We start from the raw sequence: 17,035 nt of genomic DNA on the forward strand, positions 1-17,035 counted from the left end.
CCGGCCCCAGCCCCATCCGAATTACCTTCGCGTCACCCGGTCGAGCCGACCACCGTGAACTCCAGGCCGGCCTTCTGGAGCCGGGCGAGGAGCGCGTCGCCCATCGCCTGGGCCGTGGTGACCTGGCCCGCCGTCTCGGGCAGGTCGTCGAAGGCCAGGCACAGCGCCGACTCGGCGAGCATCTTCGCGGTCTCCTCATAGCCGGGATCCCCGCCGGACACCTTCGTGACGACCTTCCGGCCGCCGCCCTCGCCGGCGAAGTGCACGCTGAACCAGCTCTTGGCGCGCCTCTCGGGGGAGGGGCCGTCCCCGGGCGTGAACCGATCGAGCAGCCGGTCGCGTACGGGCCCGACCTGGGCGACCGTCGCGACGCCCGCCGCCCCGGCGGCCAGGCCGACGGCGGACGCCAGGTGCCGCACCGCACCGAAGTGGCCGTAGGCGAAGTCGGGACCGTAGCGGTCCAGGGCCGCCGCCGAGCGCCGTACGACATCGGGGTCGATGGTCGGCAACGGCAGCGCCCAGGCGCCGAGCCCGCCGTTGCGGTGCGGCCGGCCCTGAACGGCGCGGACCCGGCGATCCGCCAGGGGAGGCTCCGCCTGCCGCCGTTCCCGGTGGATCTTCGCCGCCGTACGGAAGTGCGCCGCCGCGGTGATCGCGGAGTGGATCGTGCCGCTGGAGGGCACGCCGCTCGCCTGGACGTATCCGCGCACCCGCAACGGGACGCCCTCGGGCAGCCGCTGGACGGTGAAGTAGACGCCGAGGTCGTGCGGCACCGAGTCGAACCCGCAGGCGTGCACGATCCGCGCCCCGGTCTCGGCGGCCCGCGCGTGGTACCGGAGGTACATCAGGTCGACGAACTCCGGCTCCCCGGTGAGGTCGACATAGTCCGTGCCGGCCTCGGCGCAGGCGGCCACGAGCGGCTCACCGTACGTGACGTACGGGCCGACCGTGCTGATCACCACCCGGGCGGACGAGGCGATCTCCCGCAGGGAGGAGGCGTCGGACACGTCGGCACGCAGCAGCGGCACGTCGAGCCCGAGCCGGTCGCTCAGCGCCCGGAGCTTCGCGGGGTTCCGCCCGGCGATGGCCCACGTCCCGGTCGCGTGCGCGGCGAGGTATTCGGCGGTGAGCGCCCCGGTGAACCCGGTGGCGCCGAACAGCACGATGTCAAAGGGGCGATCCATGGGTCCTGCTTACCCTCTAGAACCCCATTCTAGGAAGGGGGCCCACCCCCGGCCTCTCGCTCGCTCGTCGCCTCGTCGCTCCGGTCAGGGCTCCTCGGCGTCGGGCTCGCCGTGGCCGCGGCGGGGGAACCGGTGCGGGCGGGCGGCGGCCAGGCCCTCGCCGATCTGCTCGACGATCCGGCCGGCCGCCAGGTCGCGGGCGAGGACGCACGCGGCCGCGACGCCGGTGGCCCGCGAGGCGCCGTGCGCGATGACGACGGTGCCGTTCAGGCCGAGGAGCACGCCGCCGCCGTGCGTCTCGGGGTCCAGGCGGTCGCGCAGCCCGCGCAGTTGCCGGCGCTGCAGCAGCGCGGCCACGCGCGAGAGCCGGGCGGAGCCGATCGCCGTGCGCATCTCCGTGACCGCCAGCCGTACGGCGCCCTCGACGGTCTTGAGCGCGATGTTCCCGGTGAACCCGTCGGTGACCACGACGTCCACCGCGCCGGTCAGCAGGTCGGTGCCTTCGACGTTGCCGACGAACTGGACGCCCGGCACGTCCCCGGACAGCAGTTCGTGCGCGCGGCGGGTCAGCTTGTTGCCCTTGCCCGCCTCCTCGCCGATCGTCAGCAGTCCCACGCGTGGAGATTCGACGCCGAGCCTGATCCGCGCGTACGCGGTGCCGAGCGTGGCGAACTGGACGAGCATCTCCGGCTTGGCGTCGGCCGTGGCGCCGGCGTCCAGGAGCACCGTGGGGCGCGGGCGGGTGGGCAGCACCACCGCGAGCGCCGGGCGCATGACGCCGGGCTGTCCGCGCAGGCGCAGCCGGGAGGTCGCGACGACCCCGCCGGTGGACCCGGCCGACACGAGCGCGGCGGCGTGGCCCCGGCGGATCAGGTGGCAGGCGACCGCCACGGAGGAGCGGGGCCGCCGCCACCCGGCCAGCGCTCCCTCGTCCATGGCCAGGGCGTCCTCGGCGTGCGCGATCGGGACCTCACCGAGCGCGTCGTGCTCGCGCAGCAGATCCCGGACGCGGCGGGCCTGCCCGACGAGCACGAGCCGGACGCCGTGTTCGCGAACAGCGGCGACGGCACCGGCCACGATCTCCTCCGGTCCGTGGTCGCCGCCCATCGCGTCCACCGCGATCCGCGGCCCCTCGGCGCGGGCGTCCGCCCGTCCCTCGGCCACCTTCGTGGTCTTCCTCCCGGCCGCTCCGTCGGCCCGCCTCTCGACCACCTCCGTGATCTTCCTTCCGGTCGCTCCCTCGGCCGGTCTCCCGGTCGGCCCGTCCGTCTGCCTCCCCGGTTGTCCGTCGGACTTCCTCCCGGCCGACCCGTTGAGCCGGGTCGCGATCCGCCGCTCAGCGCGCCCGCCGTCGCGTCCCTCGGCCCGGCCCGTCATTCGGGGTCCAGACAGCCCTGGCCGAGGCACGGCCGGCGGACGACCTCACGGCCGCTCACGGTGATCACATAATCCTGGCGCGGGTGGGCGGAGCCGGCCTCGTAGGCGACGGCGTCCACCCGGACCGGCTCGCCGCGGACCGTACGGCCGACGCATCGCACCCGGACGACCGACAGCGTGTCCGCCGACAGGGTCCGGCAGTTCATGCGCGAGCGGACGGCGTACCCGATGCCGCGCAGTTCGTCGGCCGTGCCCTTGGCGGTGGCGTTGAGCAGCGAGCTCTCCGACACCTTGCGCACCGGATCGCCGCACGAGCCCGCGAACAGCGCGAGCAACGCGATCAGGACGAGCACGAGCGGTTTCACAGGTCGCGCACCGCCTGGGCGACGACGTCGGGCCGGTCGACCTGCACCAGGTGCCCGACGTCGGGGAGGACGACCTGCCGCCCTCGCGGGCTGAGCGCGGCCAGGACGGCATGCGTCCGCCGCCACTTCTCGCCGGTGCCGCGCACGTCGCCGAGCGCGGTGATCACGCACAGGGGGATGTCGGGGAACGCCCGGTGCCGCCGCAGGGTGAGCAGGTCGGCGGCCATTCGCCGATAGGTGGTGTCCTCGGCGAGGAGGGCCCCCAGGACGTGCCCACGGGTGCAGACGGCGCGGACGAACTCCGGTGGCGCGACGTTTCCACGCGCGCTCATCATCCGCATCGCCACACCGTGGACGGTGGGCCCGGCCAGCCGGGCGAAGCCGCTCACGTCAGCGACCGTACCGGCGAGGCGGGCGAGGGGTGCGAGGCGGGTCAGCGGGCCGGCGAACCTCGGTGTCCCGGGCTCCGCGCTCGGGTCGACCAGGACCATGCCGGCGACCAGGTCCGGGTGGAGCCGCGCGAACGCCTCGGCGTGGAACCCGGCGAACGAGTGCGCGACTACGGTCACGGGCGCGCCCGCCCACCGGGCCAGCGCCGCGAGCCGGTCGGCCTCCGCGCGGAGGGTGCCGGTGTGCCGTACGGGAGGGCTGCCACCGAGGCCCGGGCGGTCGAAGGCGATCGTGCGGCGCTCGTCGCGGAGCAGCCGGACGACAGGGATCCAGTCGAACCAGGCGCCGCCGAGCCCGGCGCTCAGCAGCAGGGGAGGGGATCCGGTTCCGTCCGAGACGACGTGCAGGCGGTCTCCGCCGACGGTGACGATCTCGCCGGGCAGGCGGTCGTTCACGGGTAGCTGGCCTTCTCCCGTACGGCCGGGTCCCCGGTCCGCCGGATCGGGCGGGTGACGATCCGCCCGGGGGCGCGGGCGCGGCGCCGCCCGGTGTAGAGCTCGACGGCGATGACGAACAGCCACACCGAGATCACGGTCACCTGGATTCGCTCCATGACGCCGAGCGCCAGGCCGAAGTACATCAGGGGCAGTGTGGCCAGCGCGGTCGTGGTCTCCACGACCATGACGGGCCAGCTCCAGCGGGCGAGCACCGGCCAGCGGCCGTACCGGCGGGCGGCGATGGTGAGGGCGATGAGGCTGACGATGCCGCTGGTGACGACCAGCGTGCTGGTCACCGAGTGGAACTCATGGGCGAAGGAGACCTTCTCGGCCCGCTCGCGCAGCGCGCAGGTCGCGTCGGAGTTGGGCGCGCAGTCCATCGCGAACAGGGAGTCGCCGATCGAGAAGATCCCGAACAGCAGGAGGGCGAGCCACCCGGCGAGCGCCCAGCCGCGCGGCCGGAGCCGGCGCAGCACGACGGCCGCGACCGTGATCGACAAGGCGCCCGCGAGGAAGTCACAGCCGGAGAAGAGCCCGTGGTAGGGCTGGTCGGTGGCGGACAGCTCGCTGACGTACCCGTTGACGGCGTCCAGGTGCGGGTTGAGGAGGAACTGCAGGATCCAGGAGCTGTAGACGACGCCCGCGACGGCAGCGAGGGGCGGCACGAACGCCGGCACCCTCCCCTGGTCACGTGCACGCTCGGACGAGCTCACTCTCACTTCCTTCGGGTCCCCCGCTCGATTCCCAGCATAGGTATGCGGCACCGGCTGTGGGGGAGTGCCCTGCGACGGACTTAAGCCGCGAAGTGCGTGTTCTTACGATCCCTGGAAGATTCTGGAGAACACGCCGGCATCCTCGTCCAGCCCGCTGCAGGTGTCGTTCTTGGCCGTGGTGTCCAGGGTGCAGGGGATGTCCCGGGTGATCGACCACATCGACAGGCGGCCCAGCCCGCGGGCGGCCGCCCAGGCGCGGACCTGCCGGGCGTCGGCGGACTGGAACCCGGCGCCGGTGTCCGCCACGCCGATGACGGGCGCGATGCCCATCCGCCGCCACGTCGTGGTGGCGTCCTGGCGGTAGAGCCGCTGCAACTGGCCGTGGGCGGCGGTCGCGGCGGAGATCAGGGCGGGTCCGGTGCCGCCGGCCGGGAGGAGGTCGACGATCGAGACGTCGGCCCCGGCCGCGGCGGCGCCGCGCAGCGCGGCCAGCGCGGTGTCCGTGAGGCCGGAGCGGTGCAGCGGGAGCGTGAAGGACACGCGGAGGCCCGGGTCGTCGTGCTGGAGCCGGGCGAGCGCCTGGGCGCGGCGACCGGCCGACGCGGCGTCGGCCAGGGCCGCGTCGGTCAGGAAGAAATCGATCTGTCGCGTGTCCGTGGCGGCCAGCACGGAGCGGTACCGCGCGGTCAGGTCGTCGACGTCGGGGCAGCCGTGGGCGAGATCGATGGCGTGCGGGCCGCCGAAGGAGACGATGGTCTCACCGGGGATCTTCGAGAGTCGCCGGTGGACGACCGGGTCGGCGATCGGCGTGGTGCCGCCCCAGGTCGCGGTGCATCCGTCGCCGGCCGCGACGAAGCCGACGGTGTAGTCCCGTACGCCGGTCCGCGCCGCGGTCCTGGCGAAGTCCAGCGGCGGCCAGCTGAGCACGTCGGCGTACGGGGCGAACGTGAGCCGGGCGGCGGGTGCGGGCGAGGCGGTCGCCTCCGGCGACGCGGTGGCCGACGGCGCGGCGGGCGCGGGCCGGGCGGCGGTGGCCTGGGTGCGCGGGCCGGGGAGCTCCGTCATCGCCGCGCCGGACCGGGAGTCGGGACGGGAGCGGGCCGAAGGAGCGGCGCGCTGGTCGAGGTGGCCGGTCGCGGCGAGCACCGCGCCGCCCGTGCCGGGGATGAGCAGACCGGCCGAGAGCAGCGCGATCCTGCGGCTCAGCCGGGGTGATGCGCGGCGCTTACGGTGTCTGCCCACGACCTCTCCTCGTGGGGCGGCAGGGACACCGCTGACCATGGTGACCGCTGTCGCAGGTGGGATCCGTCCCCGGCAGTATGGCGCAGCGCTCGGTCAAGATCACGAACTGGCCTCCGCGTGTCGCCTTGGCACTTCTGTTGCTGTTCAGACGTTGATCGTTCAGCGGAGGCCGCTGTTGAGTATCGAAAAGCCCAAGTGCGGGTACCGAATAGGTAAGAAACGGGGCTTAACGGTTCAATAGGGGTGGGGAGCGTGGCGAGCTGCGGCGTGATGGCGTCGCGGCCTGACCGTGAAGGAGGGCGAACCCCGACAGCGGACGCCTGCGGCGGGTCCCGATGAGACCCGATGCGACAGGCGTCGCGCGCGCGTTTCCCGTCGACTCGGAGGAGTAACGTCAACGTGACCTTGGTCAACGACGCGGCGCCGGCCGCGGTGAACACCACCGGCCGCAGGTTCCGCGCCTTTACGGCAAAGCACCTCGGCGAGCTCACCGCTCGTGCAGGGTTGACCGCCGAGCAACGCCTGGCGATCCAGGCGGTCGCGACGGTCCTGCCGTTCCGTACCAACAGCTACGTCGTCGACGAGCTGATCGACTGGTCCGCCGCTCCGGAGGACCCGATGTACCGGCTCGTCTTCCCGCAGGAGGACATGCTCCCCGCGGAGGACGTCGCCCGCATCTCCGACCTGCTGCGCAGGGGAGCACCTAAGGCCGAGGTGAACGCCGCCGCCCACGAGGTGCGCATGAAGCTCAACCCGCACCCGGCGGGTCAGCTGCAGCTCAACATCCCGACTCTCAAAGAGGAGCCGGTGCCCGGGGTACAGCACAAGTACCCCGAGACGGTGCTGTTCTTCCCTAAACAGGGGCAGACGTGCCACGCGTACTGCACCTACTGCTTCCGGTGGGCACAGTTCGTCGGCGAACCCGACCTGAAGATGGCGGGCGACGACGTCGAGCAGCTCAAGCGCTACCTGCTCGCCCACCCGGAGGTCACCAGCGTCCTGTTCACGGGCGGCGACCCGATGATCATGGGTGAGACCGTGCTCCGCCGCTACATCGAGCCGCTGCTGGACCTGGAGCAGCTCGAGTCGATCCGGATCGGCAGCAAGGCCATGGCGTACTGGCCGCAGCGTTGGGTCACCGACCCCGACGCGGACGACACGCTCCGCCTGTTCGAGAAGGTCGTCGACGCGGGCAAGAACCTCGCGTTCATGGCGCACTTCACCCACCCGCGCGAGCTCGAGTCCGACCTCGTGTCGGAGGCGAGCCGGCGCATCCTCAGCACCGGCGCCGTCATCCGTACGCAGGCGCCGCTCATCCGCACGATCAACGACATGCCCCTGACGTGGGAGGCCATGTGGCGGCGACAGCTGCAGATGGGCATGGTCCCCTACTACATGTTCGTGGAACGTGACACCGGACCACAGGACTACTTCGCCGTACCGCTCGCCCGGGCATACGAGATCTTCCGCGACGCCTACAAGAACGTCTCGGGGCTCTGCCGCACCGTGCGCGGCCCGTCGATGTCCGCGACGCCGGGCAAGGTGTGCGTCGACGGCGTCGTCGAGATCGGCGGGGAGAAGCTGTTCGTCCTGCACTTCATCCAGTGCCGTGACCCGGAGTTCGTCAACCGGCCGTTCTTCGCCAAGTACGACCCGGAGGCCGTCTGGCTGACCGACCTCCGGCCGGCCTTCGGCGACCGGTTCCCCTTCGAGGGCATCGTCACGGGCGGGGACGTCAGCGCACACGACGTCGTCGCCGCCGGCCCGTCCCTGTGACCGGCCGGATGCCCTAGCCCACGCCCGGCGAAACGGTTGTGGGGCCGTACCTGTGGTGCGGCCCCACGAACGCGTCCCGCCCGGGAGGTCAGTACGCCGAGACCTCGATGAGGTTGCCGTCGGGGTCGCGGAAGCACACGTCCAGAACGGTCCCGGCGGGCCGGCACCGCTCCGTACGAGCGGGGCCGGCCCACTGCGATCAGTGGCCGTATTCGGGGGCGACCTGGGCGCGGGCCAGGGTGTGGGCGGTGATGTTGAAGCCGACGACGGCGGGCGACGCGTCGTCCGGTACGCCCAGCTCATCGACGTCGAGCGCGTGCACGGTGAAGACGTACCGGTGCGGCGTGCCCGGCGGCGGGGCGGCCCCGCCGAACTCCTTGTTCCCGTAGTCGTTGCGGCCGTGCTTGGCGCCCTCGGGCAGTCCCTTGAAGTCACCGCCGCCCGCCCCGGTCGGCAGCTCGGTCACCGACGCGGGCAGGTCGTACAGGACCCAGTGCCAGAAGCCGCTGCCGGTCGGGGCGTCGGGGTCATAGCAGGTGACGGCGAAGCTCTTGGTCTCCGGGGGGAAACCATCCCAGCTCAGGTGCGGAGAGAGGTTCTCGCCGGTGAATCCCCAGTCGTTGAAGACGTGGGCGTTCGGCATCTGCTTGCCGTGCGCCACGTCATCGCTGGTGACGGTGAAGGACGGGACCTCGGGCAGGAACTCATGGGGCAGTGGTGGCCGACCCGCCATGGCAATCTCCTCGCTCGGTTCGACGGTTACGCCTCAGTCCTACCAGCCGTGCCCGCCGCGGCGGCGATGATCCTCCCCAGGACGAGGTCGACGGCGGCCGCCAAGGGGACCGCCACCAGGACGACACCGGTCTGCGTCACCGCCCACGGCTCGCCGGAACCGAGTCGGGCGGGAATCCCGGTGGCCACCGTCGGGTCCACCGGGGCCAGCGCCCGCGCGTAGACGAAGTCCCCGGCCGACAGCGTGAACGCCAGGACCGCGACCGCGGCGATCGCGGGTGCGAGCTGGGGAAGCACGACCCGCAGGAACGCGGCGACGCGGCCGTGCCCGTCCACGAGCGCCTGGTCCTCGATATCGGCGGGGACCGCCCGGAGGAAACCGCCGAACAGCAGCACCGCCACCGGGATGGTGAGCGTCGGCTGGACGAGCACGAGCGTCCCGAGGGAGGGCCCGAGGCCGAGTTCGCGCGCGGCCCAGGAGAACGGCAGGACGAGGGCCACGGCCGGCGCCACCACCAGGACGGCGATCGCCCGCCCGACCGCGCCGCCCCACCGCGGACGGGTCAGCGCGTACGCGGCCGGGAGCGCGACCAGCAGCGTGGCCACCGTGACGAGCACGCCGACGACCAGCGTGTTCCCCACGAACGCCGGGAAGGGGGTGGAGCGCAGCAGGAGGCGTACACGCGCCACGACACCCGCGTCATCCGGAGACGACCGCCGGACGCCGGTGACCGCGCTCCACAGGAACGGCACCGCGCACAGGAGCGCGGCGCCGGCCGCCGTCGCGTAGAGCGCCGACCGCGCCAGCACATGGCGCACGGTGTACCGCCGCCGCTGCCGCGCCAACTCCCGCGCCGCCGTCCGCGCGGCCAGTCCCTCGGTGACGCTCACCGATCCGCCTCCCAGCGTCGTACGACGCGGGCGGCCGATCCGCAGGTGGCGCTCATCGGCCCGTCCCCCGATCTCGTACGACCGGTCCACTGGTGGCGCTCATCGGTCAGCTCCCCGGCGTCGTACGACATGGGCCGCGATCCGCCGACGACGCCTCACCGGTCCGCGCTCCGGTGTCGTACGACGCGGAGCAGACCCGCCGCTCCGGCGAGCGGCAGCGGCAGGAGCAGGACGGCGATCGCCGCTCCCTGCCCGAGCGCGCCGCCTTCGACCCCGCGGGCGTAGGACAGGGTGGCGAGCGTCTGACTCGCGTGGCCCGGGCCGCCATGTGTCAGCACGTTCACGACGGTGACGTCGGCGCTGGCCAGCGTGGCGGTGAGGAGCGCGGCGACCGCGATGGACGGCAGGGTGAGGGGGATCGTCACGTCGAACGCCCGCCGCACGGCGCCCGCCCCGTCGACGCGCGCGGCGTCCCGGACGTCGCGGGGGATCGCCGCCAGCCCGGCCGCCATGACGACCGCGGCGAGCGGCGTCAGCCGCCAGGCCTGCACCGCGACGATCGCGCCCATCGTCACGACGGGCCGTCCGTGCCAGGAGGCGCCGGGCGGGATCCCGACCGCGCGCAGGAGCCACCCGGCCGGGGAACCGGCCGAGTCGAGCAGCCACCGCCAGGAGGTCGCCGACAGCGCCGCCGGCGTCGTCCACGGCAGCAGCACGAGCAGCCGGACGAGCCATCGGCCGCGGAACCGGGCCAGCAGGACGTGGGCCAGGACCTGACCGCCCAGCACGACCAGGACCGTCGAGGCGCCGGTGATCAGCAGCGTGTCGCCCAGCGCCCGCCAGAACACGCCCTCGGACAGCACGGTCGTGAACTGCCGCACGCCGGTGAAGCGGTACGCGGGGCGGCCGGCGGTCGCCGCGGAGAACGCCAGCACCACCGCGAGGACGAGCGGCACGACGACGAGCGCCGCCAGGTAGATGACCGACGGCAGCAGGAACACCCAGGTCATCAGGCCCGGCCGGTCCGCCAGGCCGCCCCGGCGAGCTCCCGGCGCGGCTTCGGCGGCCACGCCCCTCACCCGCCGATCCGTACGGGCGCCGTCCGGTTCCCGTACTCGGCGTCGAAGAAGCGCATTCGGTCACCCGGCACGGCGAACTCCCGGGTCTGCCCGTCGGTGAGGGGCGTGGTGACGGTGGCGGGCAGCCGCGCGATCACCCGGGTCTCCGGGCCGATTCGTGTCACCGTGCCGTACACGTGGCGGTCGCCCGACAGGTACTCGATCCGGTCGACGCGCAGCGGCATGGTGACCCGCCGGTCCGCGGGGACCTCCTCGGCGGGCAGCAGGTGCTCGGGCCGGAAGCCGATGAGCCGGTCGCCGCGCGGCACCAGGTTCATCGGCGGCGTGCCGATGAGCGTCGCGACGAATGTGTCGACCGGCTCGTCGTACAGGTCCTGGGGCGTGCCGACCTGGCGGAACCGCCCGGCGTCCAGCACGGCGACGCGGTCGCCGAGGCCCATCGCCTCGGCCTGGTCGTGCGTCACGCAGATCATCGTGGTGCCGAGACGCCGCTGCAGCGCCCGCAGTTCGTCGCGGGCGGCGGTGTGCGACCGCGCGTCGACCCCGGACAGCGGCTCGTCGAGCAACAGTACGGCCGGTTCCCGGGCCACGGCGCGGGCCAGGGCCACCCGGCGGCGTTCGTCCCCGGACAGCCGGCCGGGACGGCGGTCCAGCAGGTGCGCGATGCCGAGCAGGTCGGCGGCCCAGCGGGCCTTGCGCTCGCGGGTGCCGCGCGGCACGCGCTCGGCCTTGAGCGGGAACTCGATGTTGCCGCGCACGGTCTTGTGCGGGTACAGGGCGTGCGAGGCCGCCACCAGGCCGACCCGGCGGATCCGCGGCGGCAGGCCGTTCATGAGGTGACCGCCGAGGTGGACCTCGCCCGCGGTCGGGGCCTCGAGACCGGCGATGGCGCGCAACAGGGTCGTCTTACCGGAGCCGGGAGGGCCGAGCAGGACGACGCACTCGCCCCGTCCGGTCGTCAGGTCGACGCCGTCGAGCGCGCGCACGTGCCGCTTGCCGGGGCCTTCGTACACCTTCACCAGGCCCCGTACCTCGACGACCTTCACCGCCGGGCGAGCGGTTCGGCGGCGTCGCGCGCACCGGCGGGACGGGAGGAGAACGGAGTGACGGAACGAGAGGGATGGAGGAAGTCGTGTCGGGACAGAGGACGCCGATCCGGCATTGGACCTTCCCCGTGCAGAGGTTCCTCCCTCGAAAGTAGATCGATCTTGGCCGTGCGGCCAGCGGCAGTTGACGCACAGGACCGCATCCGTGGCTTTTCTTCGGTAACCCGTGTGTTCTGTGTGACCAAAGCGCTACAGTGCGTGATCGTAAATCGGACGAGATCTGGGCGTGTGCCGGAAGTCAGGTGGTCGGCCGCCCAGCGACGAAGAGAGAACCGAACATGCGTGGACTCCCCATCGCCACCATGGCCGCCGTCGGTGCGGCCGTTATCGGAAGCGTCTCCCCGCCGTACCGGGCCGTACCGGGGCGATCCGGTACGCACGGGGCCGCTCCGATGGCCGCGGTGTCCGGCGTTCCGGCGGGGACCGCTCCGATGGCCGCGATGCGGCCGTCCGCGGTGTTCAACGTCCCCTCCGGATCGGCGGCGGAGCAGAACGCCATCGCGCACCAGGTCAACCAGCTGACCGCCGGTGCTCCGCGCGGGGCGCTGATCCAGATCGCGGTGTTCATGTTCACGTCCAAAGCGTTCGCCCAGACCCTGATCGACGCCAAGAAGCGCGGGGCGCGCGTGCAGCTCGTCGTCGACGCGAGCACCCGCGACAACGACGCCTACCGGAGCGTCGAACGCGCCCTGGGCACCAGCCGCAAGAGCTCATCGTGGGTGGTGGCCTGCCGCAGCGGGTGCATCGGTGACGCGATCATGCACAACAAGTTCTTCCTGTTCTCCCGCACCGGCCGGGCGCGCGACGTCGTGGTGCAGTCCTCGGCCAACCTGACGACGCGCAACCGCGTGAACGCCTGGAACAACGCCTTCACGATCAGCGATGCACGGCTCTACCGGGCGTACGGGCGCTACTTCGCCGCGCTGGCGGTCCGGCGTCACGAGCGGGACCACTATCGGGTCGCCCACAGCGGGCGCGTCACGGCGTACACCTTCCCGCGTGCGGGCGACTCGCCGAAGACCGACACCCTGTACGAGCTCCTGGGGCACGTCGGCTGCGCCCGGGGCACCGCGGTGCGCGTCACGACCTTCAACCTCAGCCGTACGGCCGTCGCCGAGCGGCTGTGGTCGCTCTCCCACCAGGGCTGCGACGTCCGCGTCATCTACACGAACCTCAGCGCGCGGGCCCACGACATCCTCGCGCAGGACGGCGGACCGCAGCTGCTGAACAGCCACTACCTGTACTTCAACGAGGACGGCGACGAGGTCGACGCCTTCGCCCATTCCAAGTACGTGCTGATCGACGGCACTTACGCCGGGCACACCCGCAAGGTCGTGATCACCGGCAGCCCGAACTACACCGAGCCGGCCCTGCGGCACAACGACGAGACGATGATCACCATTGAGGGTGCGGACATCTACCGGGCCTACCAGGGCAACTTCGCGCGGCTCTGGCAGGCCGCCCAGACCCACTACCAGCTGAACGGCGACGTGCCGGACCCCGACGATCCGGCGGCGCCGATCGATGACTGACATGCCGACGGGGCCGGCCCATCGCTGGGCCGGCCCCGTCGGCGTACGTACGAGCCTGCTCTAGAAGCCGTTCCCCGGAACTTCCCGGCTTCTCGCGGCAGGACCTACTTGCTGGTGGCCTCGGTATAGGCGTCGACGACCGCGTCGGTTTCGCCGTCCATGACCAGCCGGCCCTCGTCGACCCAGAGCACCCGGTTGCACATCTCCTTGATCGAGTCGAGCTGGTGGGCGACGAGGAAGACCGCGCCGGCCTCCTCGCGCAGCTCGTCGATCTTGGCCGCGCTCTTGCGCCGGAACTTCGCGTCACCCGTGGCCAGCGCCTCGTCGATCAGCAGCACGTCGTGGGACTTGGACGCGGCGATCGCGAACCGCAGCCGCGAGCCCATGCCGGAGGAGTAGGCGTTCATCGGCAGCTGGATGAAGCCCTCCTTGAGACCGGCGAACTTCACGATCTCGTCGTACTTCTGCTTGACCTCGTCCGGCCGCATGCCCATCGCCAGGCAGCCGAGCACGATGTTGCGCTCGCCGGTCAGGTCGTTCATCAGGGCGGCGTTGACGCCGAGCAGCGACGGCTGGCCCTCGGTGTAGACGCCGCCGCGCTGCGGCGGCAGCAGCCCGGCGATGGCCTTCAGCAGCGTCGACTTGCCCGAACCGTTGGTGCCGATGACGCCGATCGCGTCGCCCTTGTAGGCGATGAAGGACATCCCGCGGATCGCGTGGACCTCCTTCATGGACGGGCGGTGCTCCCGGCGCATGATGCGTTTGAGCGCGTTGTTGGCGTTGCCCTTGCCGCCCGCGCCGTACACCCGGTAGATGATGTGCAGGTCGTCGACCACCACGATGGGCTCGCGGTTCGGGTCGATCACCACGGGCGGAGCCGACCCGTCGGGTGCTCCGGACACCTTGACCTTCTCCTTGACGGCGTCAGCCACGGCCGTACCTCTCCTCCGCGCGGTGGAAGAACCAGAAGCCCACCACGAACGCGACCACGGCCCAGCCTGCGGCGTAGTACCAGATCATGTGGTTCGTCGTGGCGAGCGAGGCGTGTTCCTTACAGGCACTGGCGGCCTTGGCGACCTGCTTCGGCGTGAACGCCTGAGCGTGGCACTGTTTCTCGAAGGTGCCCTGCATCTTGTGCAGGTCCTTGCGATAGGAGCCCATCAGCGCGCGGCGGGCCAGCTCGACGTAGACCGATCCGGGATTGGCCGCCATGAGCTTGAGGACCCAGCCGGGGACCTTCCCCGCCAGGGCGTACATCGAGAACATGATGCCGGAGAAGTACAGCCAGGTGCGCAGGATGAAGGGCAGCAGCTGGCTGAGGTCGGGAACGAAGGCGCCGATGCGGGCGACCACCAGGCTGACGCCGATGTTGAACATCAGCTGCAGCAGCAGCACCGGAATGATCAGAACCCACTCCCACGTGGGCCACTCCTGGAAGCCGAACATGATGGCGACCAGCACGGCCATCGCCGCGAACAGCTGCTGCAACTCGACGATCGTGTACGAGAACGGCAGCGTCGCCCGCGGGAAGTGCAGGGCGCGGATCAGCGACATGCTGGTCTGAACCGACTTGGCGCCCGAGGTCACCGACCGCTGAGTGAAGTGGAAGAAGAAGATCCCGATCACCAGGAACGGGATGTAATGCGTCACGTCACTCTTGCGGCCGAGCAGCAGACCGAAGATCAGGTAGTAGACCAGCGCGTTGAGCAGGGGGGTGAGCACCTGCCACAGCTGGCCGAGACGCGACTCGGTGTACATGGCCACGCTCTTGGCGGAGGCGAACGCCCAAATGAAGTGACGTCGCTGCCAGAGTTGGCGGATGTACGGACCGATGGGGGGACGAGCGGCGCTCTGCTTGAGCCCGTTACGCGTGGCGAACTCGGCCAGCGATTGGTTCCCATTCATGTGAGGGGGCTCCGCGATCGCGCTGACCTGCCCGCCACCCGAGGCTCCGAGCCGTTCCGGGTGACTCATGCGGAGCAGCCTATTGCAGTCCGGGGCGCGGGAACGACCAACCGGCAGATGCAGTGCCAAGAATGTGATCTTTGGCGTGATCCGGTGAGCAACGGGGATACACCGGTTCATGTCCCTGTTGAATCGAGCGAGAGAGCTGGATAAGCGCGCTTTCGGCGCGGTCGCGGCGGCCGAGCTGCCCGGGCTCGAGTACATCCTCCCCCGGCTCTCCAGAATCGCGAACCATTCGGTGCTGTGGGGCGGCGTCGCCGGAGGTCTCGCGCTCACCCGGCAGCCGCGGCTGCGCCGGGCGGCGCTACGCGGGGTCATCGCGATCGGCCTGGCCAGCCCGCTCGCGAATCTGGTGGGCAAGCAGGCGTTCCGCCGCCCCCGCCCGCTGATCGAGCTGTTCACCCCGTCGGCGCGCCCGGTCGTCACCCGGGTCGGGGTCACCCTCATCCCCTCGATCCGCTCGCCGTGGCGGCTGCCGACGTCCCCGTCGTTCCCGTCGGGCCATTCGGCGTCGGCGGCGGCGTTCGCCACGGGGATCTCGCTGGAGGCGCCGGCGGCCGTGGCCGTGCCGGTGGGGATCACGGCCGCGGCGGTGGCCTTCTCCCGTATCTACACCGGCGCGCACTACCCGGGCGACGTGCTGGCCGGGGTCGCGCTGGGCACCGCCGCCGGCCTCGGCACCCGGCTGCTGTGGCCCACCATGCCCCGATCGGCGAGCGCGCGGTGGGTGGTGCCGGCCGAGGCGGTCCCCGGCGTGGCCCTCGACCACGACCTGCCCCTCCTGGTCGTCCCCGGAGGGACCCTCAACCACTTCGCGCGGGCGCTGGGGATCCACACCGTCGCCGACGCGGTCGCGGCCTACCGCTCCGGGCGCGTCGCGCGCGTGGACGTCGGCCGGGCCGGCACCGTGACCGTCACCAAGCAGGCCGCCGCACTTGCCGTGTTCGTACCCTCCAGGACGGCCACCGGATGATGATCACGCTGGTACCGGCCAGGATTCGTGACTGCTCTGGTCGGGTAGGGCGGCTTGAGGGGGGTGGTCACGCAGAGCGACCGCCCGGCTTCAAGTCGATGATCTCGGGCGTTCCCCATCCGGGGGGTCGGACCGGAACGTCAGCGTGCCGGGGGAGCGCCTGAGAGGGGGCTATGGCGAAAGGTGAGGTCATCCATGCAGCGCGAGAGCGACAAGCAGGGTACGGCCCAAGACGAGCGCCTCCGGAAGGAGACGAAGAACCTGATCGGGGGAAGCGGATCGGCGCAGGCGGAGCACGGCGGCACGGACGCGGACGCCGCGGCACGTCCGCCGAGACCGTCGCCCGCCGAGGTCGCCCGCAGGGCGGAGCTCAGCCGGCACCTGCCGCCGAGCGAGTTCCCCGCCGACCGACGGCGGCTGCTCGCTCACCTGCGGAGCAAAGGCGCGCCCGGCTCGGTGGTCGAGACGATCTCCAGGCTGCCCGAGGGTAAGGAGTTCCGGACCATCGGCGAGATCGTCCGTGAGATCGGCCTGACCGCCCCGCACTGAGACGTGGACCGTTGAACCAGAGAATCTCGGACCGGAGGCGCCCGTCCGGGCGCCTCCCCGTGACGGCGGACCCGGCGGGTCCCGGACGTACGCTGGTGTCATGGCGTTGACCGCGGGCACCTACACGCTCGGGCCGCAGACCGGACGGCTCCTGCTCCGTACCTCGCGTAGCGGAGTCGGCCGCAAGGTGGGCCACGATCTGACGATCGAGGTCACCCGCTGGTCCGGTGAGGCCGTCGTCGACCCGGCGGACCCCGCGAGCCTGTCGGTGACCGTGTCGGCGGAGGTCGACTCGCTCAAGGTGCGCGAGGGCACCGGCGGCGTGAAACCGCTGACCGACTCCGACCGCGCCGAGATCGAGAAGACCGCGCGCGAGAAGATCCTCCGGGCCGCGCAGCACCCGGAGATCACCTTCCGGTCGACCGGCGCGGAGGGCGCCCCCGAGGCGTTCACGCTCACCGGCGAGCTGACGATCATGGGACGGACGCACCCGATCGCGGTCCGCGGAGCCGTGGCCGACGACCGGGTCCACGGTGGGGCGGCCGTCGTCCAGACGCAGTGGGGCATCAAGCCGTACTCCGCCCTGCTCGGCGCGCTCAAGCTCGCCGACGAGGTCGACGTGGAGTTCGACCTGACCCTCCCCGCCACCGGCTGACGCGCGCCG

At 71.9% G+C, this 17,035-nt stretch carries 17 protein-coding genes; 5 read left to right on the forward strand and 12 right to left on the reverse strand.

Going from position 1 to position 17,035, the window contains the following annotated elements; genetic code table 11:
- Window positions 1–32: 32 nt before the first annotated feature.
- The 6 genes from ACQP2O_RS05690 to ACQP2O_RS05715 form a co-directional block, all read right to left on the reverse strand.
- On the reverse strand, window positions 33–1,184 hold the full coding sequence (locus ACQP2O_RS05690) for a saccharopine dehydrogenase family protein (protein WP_433180542.1): 1,152 nt from the start codon (window positions 1,182–1,184) through the stop codon (window positions 33–35).
- 84 nt (window positions 1,185–1,268) lie between these two features.
- Window positions 1,269–2,291 carry a phosphate acyltransferase PlsX gene (plsX, locus tag ACQP2O_RS05695; protein ID WP_433190939.1) on the reverse strand — a complete coding sequence of 341 codons (1,023 nt, stop codon included), beginning with the start codon at window positions 2,289–2,291 and terminating at the stop codon, window positions 1,269–1,271.
- A 266-nt stretch (window positions 2,292–2,557) separates the two neighbouring features.
- Complete coding sequence (locus tag ACQP2O_RS05700; RefSeq protein ID WP_433180544.1) at window positions 2,558–2,926, reverse strand: hypothetical protein; 369 nt, start codon at window positions 2,924–2,926, stop codon at window positions 2,558–2,560.
- Entirely contained in the window at window positions 2,923–3,771 is an 849-nt protein-coding gene (locus ACQP2O_RS05705; protein ID WP_433180545.1) for an alpha/beta fold hydrolase, read from the reverse strand. The genes ACQP2O_RS05700 and ACQP2O_RS05705 overlap by 4 nt, the downstream gene beginning before the upstream one ends.
- Entirely contained in the window at window positions 3,768–4,526 is a 759-nt protein-coding gene (locus tag ACQP2O_RS05710; RefSeq protein ID WP_433180547.1) for a DUF998 domain-containing protein, read from the reverse strand. The genes ACQP2O_RS05705 and ACQP2O_RS05710 overlap by 4 nt, the downstream gene beginning before the upstream one ends.
- A 102-nt stretch (window positions 4,527–4,628) precedes the next feature.
- Complete coding sequence (locus tag ACQP2O_RS05715; protein ID WP_433180549.1) at window positions 4,629–5,768, reverse strand: hypothetical protein; 1,140 nt, start codon at window positions 5,766–5,768, stop codon at window positions 4,629–4,631.
- A 399-nt stretch (window positions 5,769–6,167) separates the two neighbouring features.
- Between ACQP2O_RS05715 and ACQP2O_RS05720 the strand changes: the two genes are divergently transcribed.
- Window positions 6,168–7,544 (forward strand): KamA family radical SAM protein, encoded by a 1,377-nt coding sequence (locus ACQP2O_RS05720; RefSeq protein WP_433180551.1) that lies wholly within the window; start codon window positions 6,168–6,170, stop codon window positions 7,542–7,544.
- Window positions 7,545–7,743: 199 nt separating this feature from the next.
- Here the strand turns inward: ACQP2O_RS05720 and ACQP2O_RS05725 are convergent, their stop codons facing one another.
- The 4 genes from ACQP2O_RS05725 to ACQP2O_RS05740 form a co-directional block, all read right to left on the reverse strand.
- Window positions 7,744–8,277 (reverse strand): YbhB/YbcL family Raf kinase inhibitor-like protein, encoded by a 534-nt coding sequence (locus ACQP2O_RS05725; RefSeq protein WP_433180553.1) that lies wholly within the window; start codon window positions 8,275–8,277, stop codon window positions 7,744–7,746.
- Between the two features lie 26 nt (window positions 8,278–8,303).
- Complete coding sequence (locus tag ACQP2O_RS05730; RefSeq protein WP_433180555.1) at window positions 8,304–9,257, reverse strand: ABC transporter permease subunit; 954 nt, start codon at window positions 9,255–9,257, stop codon at window positions 8,304–8,306.
- A gap of 65 nt (window positions 9,258–9,322) precedes the next feature.
- Window positions 9,323–10,237, reverse strand: a complete 915-nt coding sequence (locus tag ACQP2O_RS05735) for a carbohydrate ABC transporter permease (protein WP_433180556.1) — start codon at window positions 10,235–10,237, stop codon at window positions 9,323–9,325.
- Between the two features lie 5 nt (window positions 10,238–10,242).
- Complete coding sequence (locus ACQP2O_RS05740) at window positions 10,243–11,292, reverse strand: ABC transporter ATP-binding protein (protein ID WP_433180558.1); 1,050 nt, start codon at window positions 11,290–11,292, stop codon at window positions 10,243–10,245.
- A gap of 338 nt (window positions 11,293–11,630) precedes the next feature.
- Between ACQP2O_RS05740 and ACQP2O_RS05745 the strand changes: the two genes are divergently transcribed.
- Window positions 11,631–12,884 (forward strand): phospholipase D-like domain-containing protein, encoded by a 1,254-nt coding sequence (locus ACQP2O_RS05745; RefSeq protein WP_433180560.1) that lies wholly within the window; start codon window positions 11,631–11,633, stop codon window positions 12,882–12,884.
- Window positions 12,885–12,988: 104 nt separating this feature from the next.
- On the opposite strand, the gene ACQP2O_RS05750 is transcribed toward ACQP2O_RS05745, so the two are convergent.
- Together ACQP2O_RS05750 and ACQP2O_RS05755 are read right to left on the reverse strand one after the other, a co-directional pair.
- On the reverse strand, window positions 12,989–13,816 hold the full coding sequence (locus ACQP2O_RS05750; RefSeq protein WP_433180562.1) for an ABC transporter ATP-binding protein: 828 nt from the start codon (window positions 13,814–13,816) through the stop codon (window positions 12,989–12,991).
- Window positions 13,809–14,789, reverse strand: a complete 981-nt coding sequence (locus ACQP2O_RS05755) for an ABC transporter permease (RefSeq protein WP_433180564.1) — start codon at window positions 14,787–14,789, stop codon at window positions 13,809–13,811. The genes ACQP2O_RS05750 and ACQP2O_RS05755 overlap by 8 nt, the downstream gene beginning before the upstream one ends.
- Window positions 14,790–14,967: 178 nt before the next feature.
- On the opposite strand from ACQP2O_RS05755, the gene ACQP2O_RS05760 reads away from it, so the two are divergent.
- The 3 genes from ACQP2O_RS05760 (at window position 14,968) to ACQP2O_RS05770 (ending at window position 17,026) form a co-directional block, all read left to right on the forward strand.
- Window positions 14,968–15,822, forward strand: coding sequence for a phosphatase PAP2 family protein (locus tag ACQP2O_RS05760; RefSeq protein ID WP_433180566.1), 855 nt, complete (start codon window positions 14,968–14,970; stop codon window positions 15,820–15,822).
- 195 nt (window positions 15,823–16,017) lie between these two features.
- The gene (locus ACQP2O_RS05765; protein ID WP_433180568.1) at window positions 16,018–16,371 is read left to right on the forward strand and encodes a DUF2795 domain-containing protein; all 354 of its coding nucleotides are present in this window, start codon (window positions 16,018–16,020) and stop codon (window positions 16,369–16,371) included.
- A 100-nt stretch (window positions 16,372–16,471) separates the two neighbouring features.
- Window positions 16,472–17,026 (forward strand): YceI family protein, encoded by a 555-nt coding sequence (locus tag ACQP2O_RS05770; RefSeq protein WP_433180570.1) that lies wholly within the window; start codon window positions 16,472–16,474, stop codon window positions 17,024–17,026.
- The last annotated feature ends 9 nt before the right edge of the window (window positions 17,027–17,035 follow it).

Origin of the sequence: Actinoallomurus sp. CA-150999, assembly GCF_050942425.1 — a bacterium.
In the GTDB taxonomy this organism is placed as follows: domain Bacteria; phylum Actinomycetota; class Actinomycetes; order Streptosporangiales; family Streptosporangiaceae; genus Actinoallomurus.

Excerpts from the sequence above, each read along its gene's own strand:
- ACQP2O_RS05760 (WP_433180566.1), top strand. The coding sequence starts at position 14,968 with ATGTCCCTGTTGAATCGAGCGAGAGAGCTGGATAAGCGCGCTTTCGGC.
- ACQP2O_RS05745 (WP_433180560.1), top strand. The coding sequence starts at position 11,631 with ATGCGTGGACTCCCCATCGCCACCATGGCCGCCGTCGGTGCGGCCGTT.
- ACQP2O_RS05725 (WP_433180553.1), bottom strand. The coding sequence starts at position 8,277 with ATGGCGGGTCGGCCACCACTGCCCCATGAGTTCCTGCCCGAGGTCCCG.
- ACQP2O_RS05755 (WP_433180564.1), bottom strand. The coding sequence starts at position 14,789 with ATGAATGGGAACCAATCGCTGGCCGAGTTCGCCACGCGTAACGGGCTC.
- plsX (WP_433190939.1), bottom strand. The coding sequence starts at position 2,291 with ATGGGCGGCGACCACGGACCGGAGGAGATCGTGGCCGGTGCCGTCGCC.
- ACQP2O_RS05770 (WP_433180570.1), top strand. The coding sequence starts at position 16,472 with ATGGCGTTGACCGCGGGCACCTACACGCTCGGGCCGCAGACCGGACGG.
- ACQP2O_RS05690 (WP_433180542.1), bottom strand. The coding sequence starts at position 1,184 with ATGGATCGCCCCTTTGACATCGTGCTGTTCGGCGCCACCGGGTTCACC.
- ACQP2O_RS05765 (WP_433180568.1), top strand. The coding sequence starts at position 16,018 with ATGCAGCGCGAGAGCGACAAGCAGGGTACGGCCCAAGACGAGCGCCTC.